Consider the following 24,816-nt stretch of genomic DNA (forward strand, 5'->3'; position numbering starts at 1 on the left):
CTAAAAAGTCTAACTTTTTGGGGTCACTACATATCGACTGAAATCTCTTTTAAAATATACTAATTAATTTAGATATAATTGATAAGCAAAACGGGTTGTATCAACTTCATTTTCGTCATTGAAGTCGATAATGCCACGATATTCGAAACCATTATTAGCAATAACTTTTTGCATACCTTTATTTTTGGGGTGGGTATCAATACGGAGTTCATTGTAGCCTAGTTCGGAACTAATTGTGAAAAGTCCGGACATCATTTTTTCAGAGAGTCGTTGACCGCGGAATTTAGAAGACATCGCAATTCGATGAATAGACATGTAAGTATCTTCCGGATTACCTCTCCAACTTCCTTCCAACATGTCATCGTAATTTACGTCTCGATCAGGCCATAAAGCAGCAGTGGCCGCAATTTCACCGTCGACCATTAAAACATAGCTAATTTTTTGTTCAATATCTTTTTCAATATCTTGGTTAGTAGGGTAGCCAGCTTGCCACTGATTAATTCCTTGTTCCTTAAGGTAAGCTTTGGCTGCATCAATTATTTCTAAAATGGCTGGCAAGTCAGCCTTAGTTGCTTTGCGCAAGTAAGATGTTGTCATAATTATTCTCCATTTATTTTTTTATCAGAAATGCTATTTTAACGTAAATGAAAAGAGTTGTCATTACTTTTTATAGATGAAAACGTATTCGTTATTTCTCAAAAGATTTTTGGAATTAACCTATGATTAATTTTTAATTAAAAATATGATAGTATAGTGAATAGCATAAATTTTAGGGGTGTGAATATGAAAAAAGTTCGGAATTGGAGATTGACGCTGGGGTGGCAAATCCTGATAGGATTGATCCTAGGAGTGGTTTTAGGTGCCGTTTTCTACCATAACCAAGTTGCCATTACGGCGATGCAAAATATTGGAACCATGTTTATCCACTTGATTCAAATGATTGTTCTTCCAATCGTTATATCCTGCTTAACCGTAGGGATTGCGGGAATGGGTGACATTGGAGAATTGGGTCGTGTTGGATTGAAAACTTTGATTTATTTTGAAATTCTAACCACCATTGCTTTAGTAGTCGGAATGATTTTTGCTAACGTTTTTCATCCAGGAACTTATATTGATATCCATAGTTTGCAAAGTACGGATATTAGTTCATACGTGGAAACTGCAAAACACGCTAAAGAAAGCAGTGGCCTATGGTCAACGATTATGAACATTATTCCAACTAATATCTTTAGTTCGTTATCTGAAGGAAACATGATGCCCATCATTCTATTTTCAGTTCTTTTTGGATTAGGAATTACGGCAATTGGTAAACAAGGACAAATCTTGATTGATGGCCTTACTGCTATCCAAGAAGTAATGTTTAAGATTACTAACTGGATTATGCACCTTTCTCCTATTGGGGTTTGCGCTCTAATTGGGGTAACAATCGCTCAAATGGGGATTGACGCTTTAAAACCATTAGGATTGTTCATCTTGATTGCCTACGTGGCGATGGCATTCTTTGTAATTGTGGTACTAGGAATTGTGGCTAAGATTCACCACGTGAAATTCTTCCAGTTGCTAAAGGTAATCAAAAATGAATTGATTTTAGCATTTTCAACAGCCAGTTCAGAGGCTGCACTTCCTAAAATTATTGATAAAATGCAAAAATATGGTGTTAGCCAAGGAATCGTATCCTTCGTTATTCCAACTGGATACACGTTCAACCTGGACGGATCAGCTATCTATCAAGCAGTTGGGGCACTCTTCTTAGCCCAGGCTTATCATATTAATTTAAGTATTGGACAACAAATTACACTGCTAGTAGTATTGATGATTACTTCTAAAGGGATGGCTGGTGTTCCTGGTGCTTCATTTGTGGTTCTCTTAGCTACTGTTTCTACCATTGGTGTTCCGATGGCTGGTTTAACGTTTATTGCTGGTGTTGACCGCATTATTGATATGGGTCGAACTGCGGTTAACGTGGTGGGTAACTCACTAGCTGCAATTATCATGGGCAAGTCGGAAGGCGAGTTCGATGAAGCGAAGCATGCAGAGTATGTAAAAAATATTTAGAGTATGAAATAAAATACAGCGAAAAAAGGCGACCATGACATTAATGTCATGGTCNGAATATTTTAACTGCCAAGTTCATAAGTAAAGTTGATTAATCGACTGCCATAACTTGGATGGTGGTTAAGTTGTTTAACCGTTTTTTGTAGAAGTTCAAGTTTATCGGTGATAATGCCATCGACTCCCATAAAGTTCAATCTGGCCATTGCATCGTCACTATTGACGGTCCAAGCATAAACTTTTCGACCAGTTAGTTCGGCAGTTAGTAAAAATGAGTTATTTAAAGTTGAATATTCCATCGTGTAAAAATCGGCGCTAGACTGTGGAACTCCAATAAAATTGAAAGGCAGAATATAGCCCACGGTTAATTTTGGATTAAGTTCTTTAAGTTTTTCAACGGCATCATAATCTAGGCTATGGACTTGATCATGATTTTTTAGAATTCTTTGTCCGTATTTAGCATTGAAACGCTCAACCACTTTTGGATCATCGTATTTAGTAGTTTTAAATTCAATTAGTAGGGGTTGTTTAAGCTTTTCAGCAGCGTCCATGTAATCATCTAAGCTAGCTATCTTAGCTGAACTTCCATTTTCATGCGCAGTTAATTTGGTGAGTTGCTTTAAAGTCAGTTGATGCGGTGCTTTATCAACCCCGGTTAAATTTTTAAGATTTTCATCATGCATTAATACAAATTGATGGTCCTTAGTTTCATGGATATCGATTTCGATGAAATCAGGATGTAATCGACTAGTATTCTTAAGGGACTCAATGGTATTTTGCACCCCATTTTTAGCGTTAACCCCGCGATGAGAAATGGTAATGGGAGTGTCACTAAAAAATCCAGTTAGATACAACGAATTAAATCCAATGCCCCCGATAACAAGTAAACCAGCAATAATTCGAATCCAACGTTGGTTCCCGACGTTGTAGCTAAGTTCTTGAAGCTGGTCGCTTAATCGATGAGTATGGGCAGTAAAGCGCTGATCTCCAGCCAGGTATTCAGTCATGATCATCAAAGAACCAGCACCCGCGGCAATGCTCGAAAGAAACATAAAAAATTCAATCAAAATTAAGTTTACGGAAGCGGCGAGAAAGGCCACTCCGGTTGGTGTCATACGGTCGAAAAGGGTTTGTTCCCCTAGTACTAAAAGTTGCCCAGCAATTATTACAACAATGGTGGTAGCAAAGAGTAATACAAGTCGTAAAACAATTGGCTTAAAGTTAATCTTAGTTATTTGCCAACTCTGTTTTACCGCAGTATGGGCGTTCCGTTTACCCAAAATAATTAATGGTAGAACTAGGAATAAGCGAATTCCGAGGTAAAAAGTAACCACGTATAGCAAAATCATCACTAACAAAAGTGGACGATTTTCAGTTAAAAAATAATCAACTAGGAAACTAGGAATCCTAATTTTATTTAATAAAGGTGTCGAAAAACCTAATCCACCAAAAGGTAAGATTAAAATGCAGTAGATTAGTAAGAACCAAACGGAACGAAAAAAGGTCTTACGGACACGTTGAACGGAAAGCCGTAAGAGTGAATCAATCGTTAACTTCTTTCCATAATTAATTTGCATGGTTCCTAAAAATAGAAATGTGACTTGCCAATAGATGGCCACAATTACTGCTAGAATTAAAAGAATTAAACCTAAATCTAAAACAGGATGCTGGCTAATAATTTCAATTAAATTGGTATTAGAGATGTAACGAACTCTTGCCAAACGTAGCATTATGCTTCCAATTAGTGTAAAAATTGGGATTAAAATTCCGTATACAGCAACTGTAGAAGCAATAAAAAGCCAAATATAGCTAAAAATGTGTTTAAAAATATAACGATAAGTTTTCAGAGTGCTCGACATGATTCTCCCCTAAGTAATTTTTTGTGTGAATTTGTCCAAAATAAAAGGAGCTACAACAAAGTCTAATCTAAATCGGATCAAGGTTAAAACTTAGATTAAACGTCTTTGTCGCAACTCCTAACAGTTATTTTTCAGTTGTGGTAAAAGCTTTAGTCTCAGTATTGTAAACATGAACATAGATATGATCACCATATTCTTCAAAGAAGGTGTTTTCGTCGTTGGCACTGGGATAAAAGAAACTTTCATTACCATTAATATCAACTTTAATTCCGGGCATTGGTGCTTCCACAGTCTCTAAACGGGTTGTTGTGGTTGATAGGTAGGCTGCGATATATTTCTTGATTAATTGAAGTTCCATAGTTCCTCCTGATTATAGTACGTTTTTAGTTTGTTCGGTATGAATAATGTAGTTATTGATCAGTTCTGATGAAACAGCGGGAGTTTTCGACAAAATGGTCTGAGCTACTACTGATTGGGAGAGCTGCTCTTGATAAAAATCATTGGGAATAAATTGGCTGATGCTGAGAATGACAAAGGAAATTCCATAAGTAATTACTAAACCAACCACCGCACCAGCTAGGCTATTTACTTGATGGATAACTGGTAGCCAAGTAACCATTTGCGATAAACGCCCTACTAAACGAATAATGATCCAGCCGATGGACATTAGTAGAATAAAGGCGACGGAATGCATGACTGTTAAATTAGTAACTTGGTTACTAGTCCAGCCTCCGAAAGTAGTAGTTAGGAAAGCAGCAAAGTCATTGGTAAAAACTTTAGCAAAAATAAAAACAACGATATAACCCAGTGAATACAATAATTCCAGGATGAGCCCTCGGCGCCAGCCGCGAGCAATCGCCATAATTAAAATTAAAATTATTATTAAAGATAGTAGCATTAAGAGCTCCTTTACTTAATTAGTAGTTGAGTCTGTGAACAGATTCTCCCGTATATCAATGGACGAGAGAATCCTAAGTATCTAAACACTATAGATGAAAAATCACTTGTTTTCAAGATTGTTGTACTTCATTTAACTTCAATTTAACCTAAATATAGCCAGTTTAAACGGGATTTATAAAAGATTTAAAAGAACTTTACAATTCCGGATGAAAAGAAGTAGAATTAGTTGTCAGTTTAAAATGATTCTAAATTAGAACAAGGGGATAGTAAGATGGATAAGAAACAAAAAGCTGGAACACTCGCACAAAAAATCAATATCATCCGAGCTAGCGTAATGGGCGCAAATGACGGTATTTTATCTGTTGCAGGAATTGTTTTAGGTGTAGCAGGAGCCACCACTAATAGTTTTGCCATATTTATATCTGGAATTTCGGGGATGTTAGCTGGAACGGTTTCGATGGCCATGGGCGAATATGTATCGGTTAACTCCCAAAAAGATTCCCAAGAAAATGCGGTCAATGTTCAGCGTCAAGCTTTAAAAGATGACTATCAAAAAGAATTGGATTTTGTTGCTGAAAAATATGCGAATGACGGGATTCCAACAGACCTAGCCCAGAAGGCTGCGTCCGAAATGATGGAAAAGGATGCTCTTTTGACTACGGTCCGTGAGCGATATGGTTTTGATATGAATAACTTTACCAGTCCTTATATGGCGGCCATTTCCTCCATGATTTCATTTTCATTGGGATCCTTGTTGCCCTTGTTCACCATCACTTTCGCTAAACATAGTATTCGTGTGCCTTTAACCGTTGTTTCGGTTGCGATTGCCTTGGCAGTTACTGGTTATGCAGCGGCAGTCATTGGTAAAGCGGTTCGTAGACGAGCGGTTTTACGAAACGTCTTGGCAGGTTTAATTACAATGGCGATGACATACTTAATCGGTTCGCTATTTGCTAGATAAGGGGGAAAATAAGCATGAAGAAGAAAAAAGAAATCAGTTTAGACAATAAATTAAACATGCTACGGGCCGGAGTGCTAGGTGCTAATGATGGAATTCTAACGGTGGTCGGTGTTCTTTTTAGTGTAATTGCAGCAACGACTAATCCATTTATTATTTTCATTGCTGGATTATCGGATCTTTTGTCCTGTGCTTTTTCCATGTCAGCCGGCGAATATGCTTCAGTTAGTTCACAACGTGATACTGAAAAAGCGGTAGTGGGTGAAGAAAAATTACGTTTGCAAACTGATCCCCAAGCTGAACAAGAATTAATCGCACGTTTTTATGTCGATAAGGGTGTTAGTGAACAAACAGCTCATGAAATTTCACAAGCTTTGATGCAAGAAAAACCACTAAAAACCGCGGTTAGTGTACGCTACGATATGGATATTGAAGATTACTTGAATCCTTGGAGTGCAGCTGTTTCATCATTGATTTCAGCAGCTTTAGGGGGCTTCTTCCCGTTAGTAGCGATGTCGATGGCACCAACTTCTTTTAAAATGCAAGCGACGATTATAGCGACCGTCTTTTCCGTAGCGCTAACTGGTTTTTTGAGCGCCAAATTGGGAAATGGGATGGCAAAAAAAGCTATTATTCGAAACGTGATTGTGGGAATTATCACAATGTTTATCCATTACTACATTGGAAAATTATTTTAAAATTTTTAAGAAATCGTTTTCGAGCTTCATCTATCAAGCTTTTCTTAATCATTGAAGCCACAAATGCCTGTCTAACGGCAACAAAAAGAGTTTGCGCATCGTGAACAATATGTTACGATAGCCGTGGTTCAAGATTGAGGAAAGGAATGATTTTGATGAGTAATGAGATCAAGAACCCAAAGAAACGTCGCAAATTAGTGGAATACGCTAATGGACGATCATTGGAAGAAATAAATGGGACAGTTAAGGTGCCTAAGAATATTGGTTTTTGGAAGGCACTGTTTATGTATTCGGGTCCGGGAGCATTAGTTGCTGTTGGTTATATGGACCCTGGTAATTGGTCAACATCAATCACTGGGGGTCAAAACTTCCAGTACATGCTAATGTCGATTATCTTGATTTCGAGTTTAATCGCGATGTTGTTACAATATATGGCGGCTAAACTGGGAATTGTGAGTCAAATGGACTTAGCGCAGGCAATTCGCGCTAGAACAAGTAAGTCATTGGGAATTGTATTATGGATTTTAACGGAATTGGCAATTATGGCGACTGATATCGCTGAAGTAATTGGTGCTGCAATTGCGCTGTATTTGTTGTTCCATATTCCGCTAGCCATTGCGGTTTTCATTACCGTTTTGGATGTACTGCTATTACTGTTATTGACTAAGATTGGTTTTAGAAAAATTGAAGCCATTGTGGTGTGTTTAATCATGGTTATTTTAGTGGTTTTCGTCTACCAAGTTGCTTTATCAAATCCAAATTGGGGTGCGGTATTTAGCGGCTTAGTACCAACTACTAAAGCATTTGAAACTTCACCAACAATTGGCGGAATGACTCCTTTAAGTGGGTCACTAGGAATTATTGGTGCGACAGTTATGCCTCATAACTTGTACTTGCACTCAGCGGTTTCACAAACGCGTGAAATTGATCATAACGATGAAGAAGACGTAGCAAGAACGCTACGTTTCTCAACTTGGGATTCAAATATTCAGCTATCATTCGCATTTATCGTTAATTCACTTCTATTGGTGATGGGAGTTGCCGTATTTAAGTCCGGCGCTGTCCAAGATCCATCATTCTTTGGTCTATTCCATGCGTTGAATGATACTTCAACTTTGAGTAACGGAATTTTGATTGGAGTTGCCAAAACTGGGGTACTTTCAACATTATTTGCGGTAGCTTTGTTGGCTTCTGGTCAAAATTCAACCATCACGGGAACGTTAACCGGCCAGGTTATCATGGAAGGATTCATTCACATGCGAATGCCACTTTGGGCACGGCGTTTGATTACCCGTTTGATTTCAGTTGTACCAGTTTTGATTTGTGTCATGATTACCAGCGGTAAAGGTGATCTTCAAGAACACGAAGCCCTAAATCAGTTGATGAATAACTCTCAAGTATTTTTGGCTTTTGCATTACCATTCTCAATGATTCCATTGTTGATGATGACTGATAGTCGCGTTGAAATGGGTGATCGATTTAAGAATAGTTGGGCGGTCAAAATTTTAGGTTGGATTTCGGTTATTTTCCTAACCTACCTCAATATGACTGGTTTACCAAATTCAATTACGGCCTTCTTTGGAGCTAATCCAAGTGCTGGTGAAGTAGAGCTGGCGCACATAATTGCCTATATGCTAGTGGCAGTAGTTCTAGCACTCCTAGCTTGGACAGTCTTTGAACTCCATAAAGGTAACCAACGTTACGAATTGGAAATGCAAAGTAAAGCAGAAGCTAAGGAGGAAGCATAATGACCTTTGATGTTAAGAGAATATTAGTTGGTGTAGATGATTCGGAAGATGCCGTTTTAGTCTTTGATTATGCAATTAATCTGGCTAAAAAATCGGGTTCTGAATTGGTAATCGTATCAGTTTTGGAAAGTGACGAAATGAATGTTTTTCAAGCGCTAGATAAGGACTTTATTCATGGAGAACGGGCCGAACTTGAACAACATATCTTAAAATATCAGAAAAAGGCTCAGGATGCGGGAGTCCAAAATGTAAAGTGCGTCGTTACGGAAGGCGATCCGGGCGAGACCATTGTGGAAGAAGTTATTCCAGCTGTCCAACCCGATTTGTTAGTGGTTGGCGCAGAGTCTAAAAAAGGGTTAGCACGACATTTTGGTAGCCAAGCAGCCTACATGGCGAAGTATGCTCCCATCACGGTAACTGTGGTTCGATAATATAAAAAATGGATCAACGCTTTGATTGCGTTGGTCCATTTTATTTTGAGTTAAATTATTTAGGTACCATAACTTGAACGAAGCCTTGCTCTACGCCCAGTTTGATGGGGAGTTGGTCACTAGGATCACCATCAATTCGAGTTTCAACCTTCAAGTGTGAATCAGCGGCAGAAATTTCAACTTCCTGAGCGGTAAGTTGATCAACATCTTTGATATCTCGAAAACGTCCAGTTAGGAAATAACTTAGGTAGCCTAAAAGACGCATGAATGAAAAATGTTTCAGGATAACCAAGTGAATTTTACCATCTGCTGGAGATGCAGATGTATCAAAATTAGTAAAACCACCCACTGAGTTGGTAGTGGTTGCTAATAGGAAGCGCGTGCGATAGACATGGTCGCCATCCGCAGTCCTAACTTTAATCTGGTAAGATTTCTTAGCAATTAACTGGCGAATTCCTTTACTCAAATAAATTAAAGGTCCCCATTTTTTCTTTTCATCTTGTCCGACATGGCGGGCCATATCAGCAAGGGTTCCAAGTGTAAGGCTACTAATGATGGCACGGTCTTCAGTATGGGCCAAATCCACAGCGAGGGGATGACCATTAAGAATGGTATCAAAAGCGGCTTCTTCATCTTGAGGAATTTCGAGTGCTTTAGCAAAATTATTGACGGTACCCCCAGGAATAATTCCCACTTTGACTGATTTTTTAGCTTTAAGAAAGGCCGAAAACACGGTATTAATGGAGCCGTCTCCGCCAATTGTAATAACTGTATCCAGTTGATCAATATGATCGACTACGTAATCGAGCGCTTCTTGACGACTAGACGTGGCCTTTAAGGTGGTTGATCGCTTCAAGCGTTCAGCCGCTTGCTGAAAACGTTCAGCGATGGATTTATTATCATTTTTTCCAGCATCTTCATTATAAATAACGGTATATTTAGGCATCAGAGCCTCCTTGTTGAGCTAAATTTTTTTGTAAAGTATCTAAAAATAATCGATTTAAATTGGGTAAATTTCGATTTTTACTCCAAATGAGTGTGTTCGCTTCTGACATGTCAGGATTAAGCGGGCGGGCAACCAAACCGCTTGCTGGTGAAACATCCACAAGTTGATCATATAAAAGTGCAATTGCTGCTCCCGTTTTGACTAGTAAACTACCATTAAAAGCCAAATTGAAAGTTCCCACAAAATTAAGTTGATCATAAAGGGTGTTACTCCATTTTTGGAATAAACCGTGTTTGTAAGCCTGACGTGAAGTAATTAAAGGACGACCGACTAGATCAATTGGTCGGATTTCTTTCTGTTGGGCGAGCGGTTCATCTGCTCGCATGATGGCGCACCAATGATTTTTAGCTGGTAAAACCAAAGTGTTGTAATTATTAAGGGGGCGATTTCCCATAATAATGCCAAATTCTAAAATGCCTGCATCGAGGTCAGCTAAGATGGGTTCCGCATCCGCACTCCGAAGATTAACACGAACGTCGGGGTATTGACGCATGATTTGCTGGGCTGCCTCCATGACTGGCATAATCCCCACACTTTCTCCTGCTCCAATGTCGAGCGTTCCACTAACTACATCTTGTTTTTGTAAGTTATAAGTAGTTTTATCAACTAAACCAATAATTTGTAGCGCCCGTTCTAGTAGGTAATGACCTTCCTGCGTAAGTTGAATATGGCGATGGGCACGAGTAAATAATTTAGTCCCTAATTCATCTTCTAAATCAGCAATTTGGCGTGATAAAGCCGGCTGGGACACGTTAAGTAAAGTGGCCGCTCGTGAAATGTTTTGTTCCTGAGCAATTACCACAAAATAGCGTAAGACACGAATATCCATAATATTTTCCTTTAATTCATAACTAAAAGTTATTGTTTTTGATGTTTAATAAGTATTTAACATTATAGTAACGATCCCGTAGACTAGAGTCAATCAATAAGGTTAGGAAGCGGGGTGAGTTAATGCAATCCAAAATGGATTTGGGAACAGCGGCCTATGATGGTGTCGAAGAAATCGTAGCTAAAAACCAACGGTTGGTTCAGCAATTAAATACTGGGATTCATTCGGCAAATGAAGTACTTAGCATTGTAAGCCAAATCACTAACGAGCGAATTGATGGTTCGACTGAAATTCGATTACCTTTTCAAACCGATTTTGGTCGCAATCTCCACATTGGTAAAAAAGTTTTCATTAATAGCGGATCGATGTTTGTGGACTTAGGTGGTATCTATATTGGTGATCACGTCTTGATTGGTCCAAACGTAACGATTGCTTCCGTTAATCACCGTCTAGAACCTAGCGAGCGCCGTAATCTAGATTTAGACTCGGTTTGTATTCATAATAATGCTTGGTTAGGCGCCAATGTAACGGTAACTCCTGGCGTAATTATTGGTGAAAATGCAGTAGTTGCTGCGGGCGCCGTGGTTACCCGCGATGTTCCACCCAATGCGATAGTTGCTGGTATTCCAGCACGCGTAATTAAAGTAATCAAGAATACTAAGGAGGATCAAAAATAATGAGTAATAAGAATAAAGTAGTAATCATCATGGGCGCTTCGAGTGGAATCGGAGCTGCGACAGCAGCAATGTTAGCGCAACAAGGAGCTAAGCTTAGCTTGGCCGCTCGTCGTCTGGATCGATTACAAGAAATCCAAGCTCAATATCCTGAGGCTGAAATCGAAATTTTCAAAGCCGATGTAACCAATGAAGATGAAGTTCAAGCTGTAATTGATGGTACGGTTGCTAAATTTGGTCGGATTGATGTGTTATTTAACAATGCTGGAATTATGCCAGTTAATAATTTAAATCAAGTTGCTCAAAATGAATGGCAACAAATGTTAGATATTAATGTTAAAGGTGTGCTAAATGGGATTGGATCAGCTCTACCCATCATGCGAAAACAACAAAGTGGCCATATCATTACAACTTCTTCGGTATTAGGCTATGAAGTTTTACCGGGTTATGCGGCTTATTCAGGTACTAAGTATGCGGTCCGCGCGATTATGGAAGGTCTTCGCCAAGAAGAACACCAAAATAATATTAAAACTACGGTTATTGCTCCAGGTACCGTGAAAACTGAGCTATTTAACTCAATCAATAGTGAAAAAATTCGTAATGAATTGAAGGATGCTCAAAAATTACCGGGAGCTGAAATGACGGGACTTAATCCAGAAGAAATTGCTCAAGCAGTGGCCTTTGTGATTGACACCCCAGCTAATATGGCTGTTAATGAAATGGTAATTCGTCCTACAGGTCAAACCGTTTAATTAAAGGAGAAATGATAATATGAATGTTTTTGAAGAATCGTACAAATTAAGTAATGGTGTAAAAATCCCTAAGTTAGCTTTAGGAACATGGGAAATTGCTGATGATCAAGTTGCTGACGCTGTGCGCAGCGCAATTGAAATGGGCTATCGTCATATCGATACCGCCCAAGCTTATGCTAATGAACGTGGCGTAGGTGAAGGCGTACGTACTGCAAGTGTTCCTCGTGAAGAAATTTTTGTTAACTCAAAAATTGCTGCTGAAATTAAAAATTATGATGATGCCAAAAAGTCTATTGATGAAACTTTAAACAAAATGGGTCTAGATTATTTGGATATGATGATTATTCATAACCCCCAGCCCTGGGCAGAAGTAAATCAATCCGATGAACGTCATTTTGAGGGTAACCTTGAAGTTTGGCGTGCTCTTGAAGATGCTATGCATGAAGGTAAGCTTCGTGCAATCGGTGTTTCTAGCTTCCAAAACGAAGACTTGGATAATTTAATCAAAAATAGTGATACTAAGCCAATGGTTAACCAAATCTTATCGCATATAGCTGCTACACCAATGGATTTGATTAACTACTCTCATGAAAATGGGATTGTGGTTGAAGCATTTTCACCAATCGCTCATGGACAAGCACTTCGTAGCGAAGCTATTCAAAAAATGGCGGCAAAATATAACGTTAGTGCACCACAATTATCAATCCGTTACGATTGGCAATTAGATACGGTAGTACTTCCTAAAACTTCTAATCCGGAACACATGAAATCAAACGCCGAGCTTGATTTTGTAATTTCTGATGAAGATATGGAAATTTTGAAACAAGTCAAACCACTAGATTACGGGGATGCAAGTGTCTTTCCAGTCTTTGGTGGAAAAATGTAAGAGTAATATCAATTTAATCTAAAAAAATAATCTAAGGTTGGTCCTAAAAGGGATCATTCTTAGACTATTTTTTTATTTATGCTGTTTTGGGAGTAGCTTGAACCCAGTTTTTAAGTAGGTAGATATTAATAATTGAAACAACGATAGTAGTAAGGATTAGATAAATAAACGATAGATAGAAGCTAGCATCCGACGTAGCTTGAGATGAAGCAAAAATCATGGTAAAGGAGTTTGTTGCTAAATTACTTATTTTACCTAATCCGTATACAAGAACAATGATTAAAACGACTCGAGAAATGCGTTGAATATTTATTGGTAGAAAATCACTAAAGGTATTCGTTAGTAAGTGAACTAAACTGACTGAGCACCAAATGAAGGTTGGAAAAATCAAAATGATTCCGGCCCCTACTGCATATTCTAAAAAGCTACCATTATTCATGGTTTGAAGAATTTTGACAAAACTAGTAGGACCCATAATGAACGCTAGTAGAACTACCAGAATTTCAAAGTAAATCCAACTAAAAAAGTTTGTAAGTACATTACCGATATATAGCTTAGTTTCCGAAAGCGGTAAAAGTCGGTAGAGGGGAGCCGTCCAAACCCGTTCTTGTTTAACTGCTAGAATAACGGCCAGTACCAATGAGGCCAATACACCGAAACTAAAGCTAAACATTAACCAGTCGGTTATTCTAAGTCCATGAATTAAGGTTTGGTAGAAACAAGTGACTAGGGTAACTAGTAGATAGATGCCAAAGACCTTATGAATAAGATTTACTCGGGTTTTAACATTGTTTTCGTTAATTGTGAGAAAGTGGTCATCTTAAAGCTCCTCTCTATAAAAATCTTCGTAGTAAGTTTCAATATCTTTACCAAGGGTTTCACGAATAGTGTCTGCGGCTTCTTGTGCAGCCACATGTTGGTCCTTAATAATGACGACTTGATCGAGCAGGTTAGCAATATCACCGACATGATGATCGCTGACTAAAACCGTCGCATTTTCAGGCTTCCATTGAATAATACTGGAGATGATTTTTTTGCGAGTCATACTGTCAATCCCGTCGAAAGGTTCATCTAATAGGTACAAATCAGTTTGACGAGCAAGCGTAACAGCAATTACTAACTTGCGGAAATTCCCTTTAGAAAGTTGATTAACACGTTGGTCAGGGCTCAAGTTGAGATTTGAAAGTAATTGGTTGAAAGTGGTGAGGTTGAAATCTTCATATAAAGCATCATAAAAATTACCAATTTTGAAAATACGAGGATGGCCCGACCAGCCACCGACTTGTTCGGTAAAACTAACTAAAGATTTGCGAACTGCGCTATTGGTTTCTGTATTAATGGAAATAGAATTTTTACGATCAATATAATTACCAGCAATCAAACGCATTAACGTCGTTTTACCAGCACCATTGGTACCCAACAAGCCTACAATTTGCCCGTACGGAAGCTCTAAATTGAGGTCTTTTAGGATTAATTGGAGATTACGAGAATAGCTTAAATGATTAATTGTTAGTAGATTAGCCATGATGCGTTTCCTTTCTCTTGTTCACGTATTCAGTTAATGCTTGAATCATCTCGTCTGGGGTCAGTTGGAGGCTGGCTAGGTGATCGTACATTAAAGAAAGTTGTTCTTCGACAATATTTTTGCGTAAGTTGTTCAAAATCTCTGGATTAGTAGTTACAAAATTACCCTTCCCGCGCTGGGATTCCAAAACGCCTTCACTGATTAGCTCTCTTAATGAGCGCTGAACCGTGTTGACGTTAACGGCCAAGTCTAATGCTAGCTGCCGAACTGCTGGAACTTTAGATCCTGGGGTCAGGTGGTTAATAATAATTTCTTTATAGATGTATTGTTTTATTTGGTAATAAATTGGAATCTTATCATCAAACTTCATAACTTTCCTCCTTTGTGTACTAGTTTTCTAATACACTATAACTTCTTTTGAGAGATTTAGCAAGAGTTAACTAAAAATAATGAAAGGATTGCATAACTACGAGCATAACTATGATAAAATTAACGGGTATAGTGTCGAAATAAAAAATCGGGAGAGTAGCCATGTTTTATCAAAATTGTGGTAGTAAGAATAAGCAGGGTGCTAAGTTCTGTTCTAAATGTGGAACGACGTTGCGCACCAGCCAGTCCCAACCTGTAAAGGTTGATAAACCAGTTATTTCCGAAGTTCAACCGCAAGCTGAAACAAAAGTTAAAACAAATTCTGAACTTCAAAATGAAGTTGGAACACGTAGTGAAAAGCCACACGGGCCTAAATGGTGGATGTGGGCAGTTCCACTGATACTAGTGGTTTTAATCGGTGGAGGATTCTTTATTTATAAAAATAATCAATCTACAACTCAGCCAGTAAGTAGTTCAGTAGCGGATAAAAGCAGCAGTTCGAGTTCATATTCCGCTCCTTCGAAAGCTTCGAAAAAATCAACCATTGATTTTCCAAAGAGTACCATTCAAGGTACGATTGACGACGCTTTTGGAGATATGCAGGGTGAAACCTCCGTATACGTTTCACCGACAGATTCTACTGAAGAAGTTGTTTCCAACAGTAAAGCGCAACGAGCAGCTAGTAATATCAAACTATTTATTTTAATCACTGCCTATCAGCAAGTTAATGAAGGTAAATTGAACTTAAATGATAAGTACACTCTAAAAGATTCCGATAAGGTCAACGGAACGGGTGAAATCCGTAATATGAGTAGTGGTACAGAAATTTCAATACAAGATCTACTGGAAGAAATGATGGAAGACAGTGATAATACTGCAGCTAACATCGTTATTCGCCAACTTGGTGGGATGAACAAAGTTAACACTCAAATTAAGAAAATTGGTGCTAAGGATACCAAGCTTGAACGAATGTTGATGGATACAGACGCCCTTAAAGATGGAAAAGATAACTACACATCAGTTGCAGATTTAGGGATGGTCTTAAAGAAAATTTACAATCATCAGATGGTATCAACCAAGTATGACAATGCCATGCTAGATATTTTAAAGAAGAATAATAATCATACAAAATTACCGCATGATTTACCGGAAGAAGCCACGGTTTATAACAAAACTGGGGAGTTTGATGACTATGGTGTTGAGAATGATGCAGCTATTTTCGGTAATAATAAAGGCTCTTTCGTTATCGTAGTAATGTCACAAGATGGCAGTCGTGATGAACAGATTAAGAAAATGAATAGCTTTGGATCGGTTATGTATGACGGATTATTAGGATAATAAATTTGGAGGATGTTAGAAATGAAATTTTGTACTAATTGTGGAGCACAACTAGAAGCTGAGGATAAATTTTGTACGAGTTGTGGAACTGCAGTGGCAGCAAATACTGCGTCAGCCACTACAGAAAATCCAGAAAATAAAATCAATGTCGACAAGGAAGCTGTAAACGAACGTGTTCAACAAACTAAGCAATATGCGCAAAACTATTGGAATTGGGTAAAGACTTCAATTCAAAAACCGTTTGAAACTCAAAATGATGCTCATCCATTTTATGGAATGACAACGTTCATCTTATTTTCTATTATCGGTGCCTTATTCGTCGTAATTCCAGGAGGACAAATTTTTGGTAAGTTTAGCGAAACTACTAGTCACTATGGCGTTAATACGGAAAGTATTATGGATAATCCCTTCACCATTGGAATGTTCTTTAAACTATTAGTAGTTATCGCTATCATTTACGCTTTATACATTGTCATTGGTTATTCAGTTGAAAAACTTCTTAGTACAGAAGACAGTGAAACTTCAATCATTGAGTATACCAACAAATTTGCTCATTTTATTAATTACACACTTATTTTCTCGGTTGTGGCTTTAGTGATAACTATTTTTAGTACTCAAACGATTATTAACAACCTGAGTGAAGGTCGTACAGACCTTGGAAGCCTTAACTTGGTAGTTGGATTACTCGCCTTGGCTTCTCTAGGATTTAGTACAGGATTTTTAGCGACTTTCTTTGATAAAAATGTGAAATATAAAATTGATCGAATCTATGTGGTAGTGATTGCTCAATTGGTGATTTCACTAGTTATTTATATTTTAGTTCGTTACATGATTGTTCCAAATGCTGAAAGTTATGCTACAGGCCTCTTCGGTAGTGTGTTTAGTACTTTCGATAATTTATTTTAAAGTATCAAGCTTAGTGGAAGTTAAAAACTTTCTCTAAGTTTTTTTATTTAGAGGGGCTAATGTTTTTATTCTTAAGTTAAAAATGGTATAAAGGTTTCGTTAGAATTATTGAAAGAAGGCAATTAAATGTGTACTAATATTGAGATTACGGCTAAAAATGGAGAACATTTTTGGGGGAGAACCATGGATTTAGCTTTACCAATGTTTGGCGAAGATCCAGAACACGACTTAGGAGCCCGTGGAATGATTACAACGATTCCAGCTGGCGTTGATATTGACAGCCAACTTGCAAATTGGCAAGCAGACTATGCTGCCATGGGGATTGGTATAGGTGGAACGCCCATTTTATTTGACGGGATTAACGAGCATGGATTAGCCGGTGACCTTCAAGTATTATTTGAGAGTACCGCCGATACATTGGAAAATATCCAACAACGGCAACAGGTTCCAGTGATGAATACAGAATTCGTAACGTACGTATTAACGCACTTTAAGAGCGTTAAAGAAATCCGTGAAAACTATCAAAATTTCGCGGTAGTGGATCAACCTACAATGCTCAATGGTCATTCGATTTCATTCCCACTTCACTATAGCTTTGTTGATGAGAGCGGCGATGGAGTAGTGCTCGAGCCTGTAAATAATGGCTCCTTCAAACTTTATGATTCAGTGGGAGTGGTCACTAACAGCCCTGAATATAACTGGCACACCGTTAATTTACGTAATTATATTGCTTTAAATGATCTTAATATCAAACAACCTAAAACCTATAAAAATGGCGTAACATTAAATCCAATTGAAGGCGGAACGGGATATGGCTTAACCGGCTTACCAGGAACGTATACATCACCCGATCGTTTAGTGAGAAGCTTTATGGTTGCTAATTTAATGGATGATTTTGAAGCCGAAGATGGGATTGCTCAACTTTATGCAGCTTTCCGACCGGTTATAATTCCACGAGGGATGGAGCGCAATACTTCAGAAGACATTTTGTCAGATTATACACGTTATTGGTCAGGATATGATTTGAAACAACGTAAAGTTTACATTCAAACTGGTCGAGGACTGGCTATTACAGCTAAGTGTTTAAATCAAATAGCCACTACCATTAGTTTTGATGAGGTTGACACTGGAAACTATATTCATGAAATTTAATTGAATATAAAATTGCACCCAGAGTTCTCATTCTCGGTGCAATTTTTTTGTACAAAAAAAGACCTCCAACGAGGTCTTTAGATTATTTATTTTGTTATTTATTTTGGTCTGGATGGAACCATTTGCTAGAAACCAATGCTACAATATCATTTAAGAGATAGAGGCAGTAAGTGAAGAATAGTACCCAAACAGGATGACCAGAAAGAGCTGTCATACTCCAAAGCGCAATACTCATAATAGATTGAGCAAGCCAGAAATAATAAGTTGAACGGAATCGACGAACAGTTAAAACGGCTCCTGTTAATCCTAAAGTGGCACTCAATGAATCAATAATAGGACGTGGACTAGTCAAAATAATGGTGTCTAATCCGTAAGTTAAGGCCCAGAAAATTAAAAAAGTGATTATCGTTTGGACGATATATTTCCCAGACATTAAGCGTGGAACGAGGCCTTCACTGCTATTCCAGTGTTTATTGAAAACCACGGGAATATCTAATAAAACGATGTAAGCTGCTTGCATGATTACATCACTAAAATTACCAGTAATTGTAGCAACGTAAATCAACATGATTGCGGACACAAAACCTAAAATCCCGTTAATGGGTTTTCCATTAGTGATACTTAGGGTACATGTGAAGCCGATCACGCCGGCAATAGTGGATGTAATTCCTAGTGCATTAAGGTTGTGATATAAACCGGTAACTAGGAGAAATAAAACTCCAAAAGTTAATAAAATGTAGCTAGAAGTCATCCAACCCGACATTTGGTCTTTGTACCAATGAAGGTTGAAAACCCGCATTGGTGATTCGGGATTGTAACTAAAATCTGTGTCTTGTGTACTCTGCAAAATAATTCCTTCTTTCTATGATTTGTATTAGCCCGGTAGAAAGGTGATTCAGGCTGAAAAGGTTGCAAAAAAAAGTAGTACTAAACTAGTATACGCTCCTTAAATGAGGGATGCGAAGTTTTCTTTGTGTCCATTCAAGGGGGTTAAATAGTATTTTAAAGGGTAAATAGGATTAGGACGGAGCTTATTGAGAATTTCATTTTAGAAAATGTATTAAATTTTTTTGTTAAACTTCCAAAAGTAAATTTAGAAACTAAAAATCGAAAAATTTGTACAATAAAAATATTTTTATGTACAAATGGAAAAATGTTACAAACCTTGTTAAGCCCAATAATATATGGCGTTGATGGTTTTGATTCTTAAAAGTAAGTATTGACGCAAAAAAACATATAATGGTATGCTACAAATCATCTTTATGAACCAAGCGGGGCAAGAGCAAAAGCGCGCGCAGTTACCAATAGACGCCATTAACGGGATGCAAATTATTAATTTTCACGGTGATAAAAAAGAAATGTTGGTTGATGTACCCCATAATAATCAAGCAAAGGTGGAATCTCGCATTTTGGGTGGTCGACAGATGTTCTTTTTACCCCGAGAATTTTTTCAGCAAAGTACTTTCCGCAACCTAAGTCATGCAGGCTTTAACGTAAAGTTACTAGATACCAGTGAACGTATGGATTTTTTCAATCAAGTTTACGAGTATGTGATTCAACACCCTCAATTAGATCGGTTAGTAGTGTCGAGAACGGGTGATACTGCAATTAACAGTTCGAGAAATGATTTTTTATTGTTTAAATCAGCAGCTGGGACGCTTGCTTTTGATTGGTTTTCGGGGAAAAGAGCCTTACTAATCGAATTTTTAATCGTAGTTTTAACGGAAAATAATCAACGGCAGCTTAATCCAAATGACCATCGTAGTGAAGATGAAATGTTGAAGCAGGTTTTGGTAGAGAAGTTTGCTGGGCGATCTGAAGTGGAATAAGGCGTATTAAGTGCTTTTTTGGGTAAAAAATGTTTTAGTCTTAGTTATAAGGAAAAGAGACTATTTCCAAAATAGTACTTAAGGAGAGATTCGTTATGTATGAAGACTTACAAGGAAAAATAGCTGTAATTACGGGTGGTTCCAAAGGTATTGGCTCAGCCATCGCTAAACGTTTTGGTCAAGAAAAAATGAAAGTGGTCATTAACTACAATAGTGATCCAGACGGAGCTCAAAAGGCCGCCGACGAAGTAATTAGTGCTGGTGGCGAGGCCGTGACGGTTCAAGCTAACATCGCTACGGAAGCAGGCGTTAATCAATTACTTGAAACGGCGCTTGAAAAATTTGGTGACCTAGATGTCTGGGTTAATAATGCTGGGATGGAAATTAAATCACCAACTCATGAAGTATCGTTAGAAGATTGGAATAAAGTAACGGCAATTGACCAAACTGGTGTATTTTTAGGTTCACGTACTGCTTTAGCCTACTTTAAGAAGAACCACAAAAAGGGAAACATTATTAACATGTCTTCCGTGCATGAACAAATTCCTTGGCCTACCTTTGCTAGCTATGCAGCAGCTAAGGGAAGCGTAAAATTGTTCACTCAAACGATTGCGATGGAATACGCCAAGGATAATATTCGCGTAAATGCCATTGGACCCGGAGCGATTAATACTCCCATCAATGCCGAAAAATTTGCTGATAAGGAACAATATGATCAAACAGTCAGCATGGTACCCATGGACCGGATTGGTAAACCTGAAGAAGTAGCTGCGGGTGCAGCATGGTTAGCATCTGACGAATCCAGTTATGTAACTGGTATTACACTATTTATCGATGGTGGAATGACGCTTTACCCAGCTTTCAAGGATGGACAAGGTTAAGAATCACATTAGGTAAATAAAAAAGACCGCGAACGGTCTTAAAAATAATGAATATTGATGTTTAATCATCGCGAGAATTTGGCCGCCATTAATTTTGCGGCCAAATTTTATTAATCTCTTTTAAAAGTGGTTGGACGAGTTTACGGTTACTTTTTAAATATGAACCGTAGAATTCAAGATGATTACGAGGATCGTCGATGGGTACGGCTACGCGTTCGCCACCATCAGAGCGCTCAATGGTGGCCGAACTAACTAGTGATAAGTTGGAGAAAAAATAGGGAAATTTAGAATTCCGACTAATTTCACTCATGGCATCGAGGTCAGCTTGGTATAAGAAAGCAGCATCAGGGATATTATTTTCTACGATTGCTTGCCAAGGGCCAGTATCTTGGACCACGAGGAAACTCATTCCGGCTAAATCGTCGAAGTTTACGGATGTTTTTTTAGATAGTGGATTAGATTTACCAATTTCTACTCCAAGGTATTCCACACCCAAATAAACTGACTCGATTTCATCGGTCATAATTTCTTGGTTGGTAAAAATTAGCTTCTCTTTAAGATTTTTAAGATTATCAGCAACTTTTTCAGGAAAAACATTTTGAAAATTAATTTTAACTTTAGCAGGGGATGAAATTTCGGAGTTTTCTAGTAGGATAACTGGACCAGGAGCAACCGAACCAATTACAATTTCATGATTTAAGTGATGGTAGTTTAATACTCGTTCGGTAAAATCCCGCTCTGCTTTCAATAATTTGGCTGCTTCTGTAGCCGCGTAAACACCAGTTTCATTTAATTTGATGTGGTTACTAACTCGGCGATCAAAAAGTGATACACCTAATTCATCTTCTAATCTGCGCATTCCCCGAGTAACGGTGGGTTGAGTAATCATTAAATGCTCAGCAGTCGAGCTTAGTGTACCGTATCTTTGAAATGCTACTAGCTCTTTTAGTAAATCAAGGTTCATTGCCAATTCGATTACTTCCTTTCACTATTCCATAAATGCATAGTAACATACTTGATTGGTAATTTTTATATGGTAATTACCCCCCTATACTAGAAAGTACTTAAAGATAGTGTAAATAAATAGGATATATAAATTTAAAGGGATACAAAGTTATGAAATATGTAAAGTTAAATGATGGCAACCAAATGCCTCAACTTGGATTTGGTGTTTTCCAAGTTTCCGATTTGAGCCAAGCCGAACAAGCCGTGAGTGATGCACTTGATACAGGTTATCGTCTAATTGATACGGCTGCTGCTTATGGCAACGAAGAGGCGGTGGGTGCCGCGATCAAGAAGAGCGGTATTAATCGCAGTGAGATTTTTGTGACTTCTAAGCTTTGGGTGGATCATTTCACCTATGAAAAAGCGCAACAAGGAATTGAAGATTCACTAAATAAATTAGGATTGGACTATATTGATTTATACTTGCTTCACCAACCTTATGGTGACACAGCAGGTGCATGGCGAGCTTTGATTGAAGCTCAAAAGGCGGGTAAAATTAAGTCAATCGGTGTATCTAATTTTGCTCCAGATCAATTGATGAATCTGGAATTAATGTCAGATGTTAAGCCAGCACTTAATCAAATCGAAGTTTCACCTTGGTACCAAGAAGGCGAAGCAGTTGATTTTGCTCAAAGTCAAGATGTTCAAGTTGAAGCATGGGCTCCCTTTGCGGAAGGTAAGCATAACATTTTCTCAAATGAAACGATTGCTGAAATTGGTCAGAAATATGGAAAAGCGAACGGACAAGTCATCCTACGTTGGCTCCTCCAACGCGGAATTGTGGTAATCCCCAAGTCAGTTCATAAGACACGCATGGCTGAAAACTTAGATGTTTTTAATTTTGAATTGAGTGATGATGATATGCAAAAGATGAGTAGTTTAGATAAAAACGAAAGTCAGTTCTTTGATCACCGTGATCCAGAAGCCATTGTAAGTATTTTTGGTGAAAGCTTAAAAGCATTACGTAAATAATTTTAGGAGGAATTTAACAGATGAAAGCAGCAGTATTTATTGAACTAGGTAAAGTTGAAGTTAAAGAAGTACCTAAACCCCAAATTGATGGTGATAACCAGGCAATTATTCGGATTGTACGGGCTAGTGTTTGTGGTTCAGATTTATGGTGGTATCGTGGAATTTCTGAATGTCAGACAGGTACTTTTATCGGACATGAAGCCATTGGGGTTGTGGAAGAAACTAGTGCAGACATTGATAACATTCAAGTTGGCGACTTCGTGGTCGTGCCGTTTACGCATGGATGTGGTCATTGTGTAGCTTGTTTGAATGGTTTTGAAGGAGATTGTTTGAATCGTAAATCCGGCGATAACGGTGGCTACCAGGCTGAATACATGAAGTATGAACCAGCTAATTCAGGATTGGTTAAAATTCCGGGTAAACCAGAAGATTATACCGATGCGCAATTAGCTTCATTCCAAACTCTTTCTGATGTTATGGCAACTGGCTATCATGCTGCCCAAAGTGCTGAAGTTAAGCCGGGCTCAACAGTCGCTGTCATCGGAGATGGAGCCGTTGGATTATGTGGAGTAATCGGGGCTAAGTTGCTTGGAGCAAGCAAGATTATCCTTTTGAGTCACCATGAAGACCGTGCTGAGTTAGGTAAGGCCTTTGGTGCCACTGATATCGTAGATACACGTGGCGATGAAGCTATCCAAGATGTTTTGAAGTTAACGAAGGAAAATGCCGGAGCGGACGCAATTTTAGAATGTGTGGGTGTTACTAGTGCAATCGAACAAGCAGGTCAAATTGCTCGTCCAGGCGCCGTAATTGGAAGAGTAGGGGTTCCTCAATCAGAACCTAAATCTAACCAATTATTCTGGAAAAACGTGGGTCTTCGTGGCGGGATTGCTTCAGTTACAAAACCTGATAAAGAAGTTCTTTTGCAAGCTGTTTTAGATGGTGAAATCAACCCTGGTCAAGTCTTTACAAAGAGTTTTGATCTAGATCATATAGAAGATGCATACGAAGCAATGAGTAATCGTCAAGTAATTAAAGCATTGCTGGTAATTTCAGATAAATAAAAGCATTTCTATAGCTTGCTTAACATTGTTAGCTCAAAAGGTGATTATACGAAGTTCAATAGAACGGTGGAAAGAGCTTCTAGTTGGCAGTTATCGTTTCTGAAATAACGCCCACAATTAACTACATTATCCAAGTGAAAATGATATTTGGTTTCGTTAATATCTCTAGTCAATTTTAAGTTAAGGATTTTCAATTCCGGTAATAGATTTAACGATTCCTTCAGTGGATAACTATTCGTCTTTTCAGGGGTGATTCTTAACAACTGCTCCTCTGTGCTGGAGGCCAATCATTTGAAATAGTTTGCAAAAAATAGAATAAGTGTTAATATAGTTCCGAAAACGTTTTCTTTTTAAAATTGAAACTAAGGATTGTAACTCATACTCTTTGAGGCATTACCTTTTGCTTGTTGAAATATACGGGTGGAATGGGTGTCGCAAGGAGTTTTTTTGTATTAAGGAAGTGGTAAGAATGTTCGGCATTACAAAAAAGAAAAGTAATATTTTTGTTGTAGCTACCCCTATCGAAGGTGTTTGCATACCAATTACAGCTGTTTCAGATGAAGTATTTGCACAAAAAATGATGGGTGATGGATTTGCTATCAAACCAACCAATAATGCGAATAAGGTTGTTGCGCCTATTAGCGGGAAAGTTGTTTCATTACCTGAGAGTAAACATGCTATTGGAATTACGGATGAGGTACGAGGAATATCTGTATTGGTCCATATTGGTATAGATACAGTTCGTTTAAAGGGAAAAGGATTTAAAACATTCGTTGAAGTGGGGCAAGAGGTTAAAGTGGGAGCCCAAATAGCAACAATTAACAGAGCAACGTTGGATGCAGAGGATTTTGATTTGACGACGATGGTTGTCTTTACGGAAGGCTATACAGGTGAAATACCGCTTGGCAGCAAGCTTAATCAACAACTTGCTTTGGGTACATTGGTTCTCAAACAAGCGTAAGTAATATTTAAGCAGGTAAGG

At 38.2% G+C, this 24,816-nt stretch carries 27 protein-coding genes; 16 read left to right on the plus strand and 11 right to left on the minus strand.

What is annotated here, in order from left to right; all coding sequences use genetic code 11:
* Positions 1–63: 63 nt before the first annotated feature.
* Positions 64–597, minus strand: coding sequence for a GNAT family N-acetyltransferase (locus IV86_RS07075; protein WP_002834251.1), 534 nt, complete (start codon positions 595–597; stop codon positions 64–66).
* 186 nt (positions 598–783) lie between these two features.
* Between IV86_RS07075 and IV86_RS07080 the strand changes: the two genes are divergently transcribed.
* Positions 784–2,055 carry a cation:dicarboxylate symporter family transporter gene (locus IV86_RS07080; protein ID WP_002834250.1) on the plus strand — a complete coding sequence of 424 codons (1,272 nt, stop codon included), beginning with the start codon at positions 784–786 and terminating at the stop codon, positions 2,053–2,055.
* Between the two features lie 62 nt (positions 2,056–2,117).
* On the opposite strand, the gene IV86_RS07085 is transcribed toward IV86_RS07080, so the two are convergent.
* The 3 genes from IV86_RS07085 to IV86_RS07095 all read right to left on the minus strand — a co-directional run bounded on the left by IV86_RS07085 (position 2,118) and on the right by IV86_RS07095 (position 4,809).
* The gene (locus IV86_RS07085) at positions 2,118–3,911 is read right to left on the minus strand and encodes a glycerophosphodiester phosphodiesterase (RefSeq protein ID WP_002834249.1); all 1,794 of its coding nucleotides are present in this window, start codon (positions 3,909–3,911) and stop codon (positions 2,118–2,120) included.
* A gap of 124 nt (positions 3,912–4,035) precedes the next feature.
* Positions 4,036–4,269 (minus strand): hypothetical protein, encoded by a 234-nt coding sequence (locus IV86_RS07090; protein WP_002834248.1) that lies wholly within the window; start codon positions 4,267–4,269, stop codon positions 4,036–4,038.
* Between the two features lie 12 nt (positions 4,270–4,281).
* On the minus strand, positions 4,282–4,809 hold the full coding sequence (locus IV86_RS07095) for a CvpA family protein (protein WP_002834247.1): 528 nt from the start codon (positions 4,807–4,809) through the stop codon (positions 4,282–4,284).
* Positions 4,810–5,082: 273 nt separating this feature from the next.
* On the opposite strand from IV86_RS07095, the gene IV86_RS07100 reads away from it, so the two are divergent.
* The 4 genes from IV86_RS07100 (at position 5,083) to IV86_RS07115 (ending at position 8,646) form a co-directional block, all read left to right on the plus strand.
* Positions 5,083–5,772 (plus strand): VIT1/CCC1 transporter family protein, encoded by a 690-nt coding sequence (locus tag IV86_RS07100; protein ID WP_002834246.1) that lies wholly within the window; start codon positions 5,083–5,085, stop codon positions 5,770–5,772.
* 14 nt (positions 5,773–5,786) lie between these two features.
* Positions 5,787–6,467 (plus strand): VIT1/CCC1 transporter family protein, encoded by a 681-nt coding sequence (locus IV86_RS07105; RefSeq protein ID WP_002834245.1) that lies wholly within the window; start codon positions 5,787–5,789, stop codon positions 6,465–6,467.
* 155 nt (positions 6,468–6,622) lie between these two features.
* Positions 6,623–8,215 carry an Nramp family divalent metal transporter gene (locus IV86_RS07110; protein ID WP_002834244.1) on the plus strand — a complete coding sequence of 531 codons (1,593 nt, stop codon included), beginning with the start codon at positions 6,623–6,625 and terminating at the stop codon, positions 8,213–8,215.
* Positions 8,215–8,646, plus strand: a complete 432-nt coding sequence (locus IV86_RS07115; RefSeq protein WP_056979462.1) for a universal stress protein — start codon at positions 8,215–8,217, stop codon at positions 8,644–8,646. Before IV86_RS07110 ends, IV86_RS07115 begins: the two co-directional genes overlap by 1 nt.
* 55 nt (positions 8,647–8,701) lie before the next feature.
* On the opposite strand, the gene IV86_RS07120 is transcribed toward IV86_RS07115, so the two are convergent.
* Positions 8,702–9,592 carry a diacylglycerol/lipid kinase family protein gene (locus tag IV86_RS07120; protein WP_002834242.1) on the minus strand — a complete coding sequence of 297 codons (891 nt, stop codon included), beginning with the start codon at positions 9,590–9,592 and terminating at the stop codon, positions 8,702–8,704.
* Positions 9,585–10,481, minus strand: coding sequence for a LysR family transcriptional regulator (locus tag IV86_RS07125; RefSeq protein ID WP_002834240.1), 897 nt, complete (start codon positions 10,479–10,481; stop codon positions 9,585–9,587). Before IV86_RS07125 ends, IV86_RS07120 begins: the two co-directional genes overlap by 8 nt.
* Before the next feature lie 122 nt (positions 10,482–10,603).
* Here IV86_RS07125 and IV86_RS07130 point away from each other — a divergent pair, with 122 nt between their 5' ends.
* The 3 genes from IV86_RS07130 to IV86_RS07140 are packed head-to-tail and all read left to right on the plus strand — an operon-like array spanning position 10,604 to position 12,793.
* Positions 10,604–11,158 carry a DapH/DapD/GlmU-related protein gene (locus IV86_RS07130; protein WP_029257618.1) on the plus strand — a complete coding sequence of 185 codons (555 nt, stop codon included), beginning with the start codon at positions 10,604–10,606 and terminating at the stop codon, positions 11,156–11,158.
* On the plus strand, positions 11,158–11,907 hold the full coding sequence (locus IV86_RS07135) for an SDR family oxidoreductase (protein WP_002834237.1): 750 nt from the start codon (positions 11,158–11,160) through the stop codon (positions 11,905–11,907). The genes IV86_RS07130 and IV86_RS07135 overlap by 1 nt, the downstream gene beginning before the upstream one ends.
* Positions 11,908–11,926: 19 nt before the next feature.
* Positions 11,927–12,793 (plus strand): aldo/keto reductase, encoded by an 867-nt coding sequence (locus IV86_RS07140; protein WP_002834235.1) that lies wholly within the window; start codon positions 11,927–11,929, stop codon positions 12,791–12,793.
* 76 nt (positions 12,794–12,869) lie between these two features.
* Here the strand turns inward: IV86_RS07140 and IV86_RS07145 are convergent, their stop codons facing one another.
* The 3 genes from IV86_RS07145 to IV86_RS07155 all read right to left on the minus strand — a co-directional run bounded on the left by IV86_RS07145 (position 12,870) and on the right by IV86_RS07155 (position 14,688).
* Positions 12,870–13,466 (minus strand): histidine kinase, encoded by a 597-nt coding sequence (locus IV86_RS07145; protein WP_232625450.1) that lies wholly within the window; start codon positions 13,464–13,466, stop codon positions 12,870–12,872.
* Positions 13,467–13,613: 147 nt separating this feature from the next.
* Complete coding sequence (locus IV86_RS07150; protein WP_002834232.1) at positions 13,614–14,318, minus strand: ATP-binding cassette domain-containing protein; 705 nt, start codon at positions 14,316–14,318, stop codon at positions 13,614–13,616.
* A complete protein-coding gene (locus IV86_RS07155; RefSeq protein WP_002834231.1) occupies positions 14,311–14,688 on the minus strand; it encodes a GntR family transcriptional regulator in 378 nt (125 codons plus the stop codon). Before IV86_RS07155 ends, IV86_RS07150 begins: the two co-directional genes overlap by 8 nt.
* A gap of 161 nt (positions 14,689–14,849) precedes the next feature.
* On the opposite strand from IV86_RS07155, the gene IV86_RS07160 reads away from it, so the two are divergent.
* From IV86_RS07160 to IV86_RS07170, 3 genes are all read left to right on the plus strand, one after another.
* Positions 14,850–16,025, plus strand: coding sequence for a serine hydrolase (locus tag IV86_RS07160; RefSeq protein ID WP_056979463.1), 1,176 nt, complete (start codon positions 14,850–14,852; stop codon positions 16,023–16,025).
* A 21-nt stretch (positions 16,026–16,046) separates the two neighbouring features.
* Entirely contained in the window at positions 16,047–16,931 is an 885-nt protein-coding gene (locus IV86_RS07165; protein WP_133281351.1) for a zinc ribbon domain-containing protein, read from the plus strand.
* Between the two features lie 126 nt (positions 16,932–17,057).
* Complete coding sequence (locus IV86_RS07170; protein ID WP_002834228.1) at positions 17,058–18,083, plus strand: choloylglycine hydrolase family protein; 1,026 nt, start codon at positions 17,058–17,060, stop codon at positions 18,081–18,083.
* Positions 18,084–18,177: 94 nt separating this feature from the next.
* On the opposite strand, the gene pnuC is transcribed toward IV86_RS07170, so the two are convergent.
* On the minus strand, positions 18,178–18,930 hold the full coding sequence (gene pnuC / locus IV86_RS07175) for a nicotinamide riboside transporter PnuC (protein ID WP_036673223.1): 753 nt from the start codon (positions 18,928–18,930) through the stop codon (positions 18,178–18,180).
* Between the two features lie 397 nt (positions 18,931–19,327).
* Between pnuC and IV86_RS07180 the strand changes: the two genes are divergently transcribed.
* Complete coding sequence (locus IV86_RS07180) at positions 19,328–19,912, plus strand: hypothetical protein (RefSeq protein ID WP_002834226.1); 585 nt, start codon at positions 19,328–19,330, stop codon at positions 19,910–19,912.
* Positions 19,913–20,007: 95 nt separating this feature from the next.
* A complete protein-coding gene (locus tag IV86_RS07185; RefSeq protein ID WP_002834225.1) occupies positions 20,008–20,793 on the plus strand; it encodes a glucose 1-dehydrogenase in 786 nt (261 codons plus the stop codon).
* An 88-nt stretch (positions 20,794–20,881) separates the two neighbouring features.
* Here the strand turns inward: IV86_RS07185 and IV86_RS07190 are convergent, their stop codons facing one another.
* Entirely contained in the window at positions 20,882–21,757 is an 876-nt protein-coding gene (locus IV86_RS07190; protein WP_002834224.1) for a LysR family transcriptional regulator, read from the minus strand.
* Between the two features lie 152 nt (positions 21,758–21,909).
* Here IV86_RS07190 and IV86_RS07195 point away from each other — a divergent pair, with 152 nt between their 5' ends.
* From IV86_RS07195 to IV86_RS07205, 3 genes are all read left to right on the plus strand, one after another.
* Positions 21,910–22,770, plus strand: coding sequence for an aldo/keto reductase (locus tag IV86_RS07195; protein ID WP_029257620.1), 861 nt, complete (start codon positions 21,910–21,912; stop codon positions 22,768–22,770).
* A gap of 20 nt (positions 22,771–22,790) precedes the next feature.
* Positions 22,791–23,834, plus strand: a complete 1,044-nt coding sequence (locus IV86_RS07200) for a zinc-binding dehydrogenase (protein WP_002834222.1) — start codon at positions 22,791–22,793, stop codon at positions 23,832–23,834.
* Positions 23,835–24,303: 469 nt separating this feature from the next.
* Entirely contained in the window at positions 24,304–24,795 is a 492-nt protein-coding gene (locus IV86_RS07205; protein ID WP_029257622.1) for a PTS sugar transporter subunit IIA, read from the plus strand.
* Positions 24,796–24,816 lie beyond the last annotated feature (21 nt).

This window comes from Pediococcus pentosaceus (genome assembly GCF_001437285.1).
Taxonomy (GTDB): Bacteria; Bacillota; Bacilli; order Lactobacillales; family Lactobacillaceae; genus Pediococcus; species Pediococcus pentosaceus.

Coding starts and splice junctions, on each gene's coding strand:
- IV86_RS07075 (WP_002834251.1), bottom strand. CDS start 597: ATGACAACATCTTACTTGCGCAAAGCAACTAAGGCTGACTTGCCAGCC.
- IV86_RS07080 (WP_002834250.1), top strand. CDS start 784: ATGAAAAAAGTTCGGAATTGGAGATTGACGCTGGGGTGGCAAATCCTG.
- IV86_RS07085 (WP_002834249.1), bottom strand. CDS start 3,911: ATGTCGAGCACTCTGAAAACTTATCGTTATATTTTTAAACACATTTTT.
- IV86_RS07090 (WP_002834248.1), bottom strand. CDS start 4,269: ATGGAACTTCAATTAATCAAGAAATATATCGCAGCCTACCTATCAACC.
- IV86_RS07095 (WP_002834247.1), bottom strand. CDS start 4,809: ATGCTACTATCTTTAATAATAATTTTAATTTTAATTATGGCGATTGCT.
- IV86_RS07100 (WP_002834246.1), top strand. CDS start 5,083: ATGGATAAGAAACAAAAAGCTGGAACACTCGCACAAAAAATCAATATC.
- IV86_RS07105 (WP_002834245.1), top strand. CDS start 5,787: ATGAAGAAGAAAAAAGAAATCAGTTTAGACAATAAATTAAACATGCTA.
- IV86_RS07110 (WP_002834244.1), top strand. CDS start 6,623: ATGAGTAATGAGATCAAGAACCCAAAGAAACGTCGCAAATTAGTGGAA.
- IV86_RS07115 (WP_056979462.1), top strand. CDS start 8,215: ATGACCTTTGATGTTAAGAGAATATTAGTTGGTGTAGATGATTCGGAA.
- IV86_RS07120 (WP_002834242.1), bottom strand. CDS start 9,592: ATGCCTAAATATACCGTTATTTATAATGAAGATGCTGGAAAAAATGAT.
- IV86_RS07125 (WP_002834240.1), bottom strand. CDS start 10,481: ATGGATATTCGTGTCTTACGCTATTTTGTGGTAATTGCTCAGGAACAA.
- IV86_RS07130 (WP_029257618.1), top strand. CDS start 10,604: ATGCAATCCAAAATGGATTTGGGAACAGCGGCCTATGATGGTGTCGAA.
- IV86_RS07135 (WP_002834237.1), top strand. CDS start 11,158: ATGAGTAATAAGAATAAAGTAGTAATCATCATGGGCGCTTCGAGTGGA.
- IV86_RS07140 (WP_002834235.1), top strand. CDS start 11,927: ATGAATGTTTTTGAAGAATCGTACAAATTAAGTAATGGTGTAAAAATC.
- IV86_RS07145 (WP_232625450.1), bottom strand. CDS start 13,466: ATGTTTAGCTTTAGTTTCGGTGTATTGGCCTCATTGGTACTGGCCGTT.
- IV86_RS07150 (WP_002834232.1), bottom strand. CDS start 14,318: ATGGCTAATCTACTAACAATTAATCATTTAAGCTATTCTCGTAATCTC.
- IV86_RS07155 (WP_002834231.1), bottom strand. CDS start 14,688: ATGAAGTTTGATGATAAGATTCCAATTTATTACCAAATAAAACAATAC.
- IV86_RS07160 (WP_056979463.1), top strand. CDS start 14,850: ATGTTTTATCAAAATTGTGGTAGTAAGAATAAGCAGGGTGCTAAGTTC.
- IV86_RS07165 (WP_133281351.1), top strand. CDS start 16,047: ATGAAATTTTGTACTAATTGTGGAGCACAACTAGAAGCTGAGGATAAA.
- IV86_RS07170 (WP_002834228.1), top strand. CDS start 17,058: ATGTGTACTAATATTGAGATTACGGCTAAAAATGGAGAACATTTTTGG.
- IV86_RS07180 (WP_002834226.1), top strand. CDS start 19,328: ATGCTACAAATCATCTTTATGAACCAAGCGGGGCAAGAGCAAAAGCGC.
- IV86_RS07185 (WP_002834225.1), top strand. CDS start 20,008: ATGTATGAAGACTTACAAGGAAAAATAGCTGTAATTACGGGTGGTTCC.
- IV86_RS07190 (WP_002834224.1), bottom strand. CDS start 21,757: ATGAACCTTGATTTACTAAAAGAGCTAGTAGCATTTCAAAGATACGGT.
- IV86_RS07195 (WP_029257620.1), top strand. CDS start 21,910: ATGAAATATGTAAAGTTAAATGATGGCAACCAAATGCCTCAACTTGGA.
- IV86_RS07200 (WP_002834222.1), top strand. CDS start 22,791: ATGAAAGCAGCAGTATTTATTGAACTAGGTAAAGTTGAAGTTAAAGAA.
- IV86_RS07205 (WP_029257622.1), top strand. CDS start 24,304: ATGTTCGGCATTACAAAAAAGAAAAGTAATATTTTTGTTGTAGCTACC.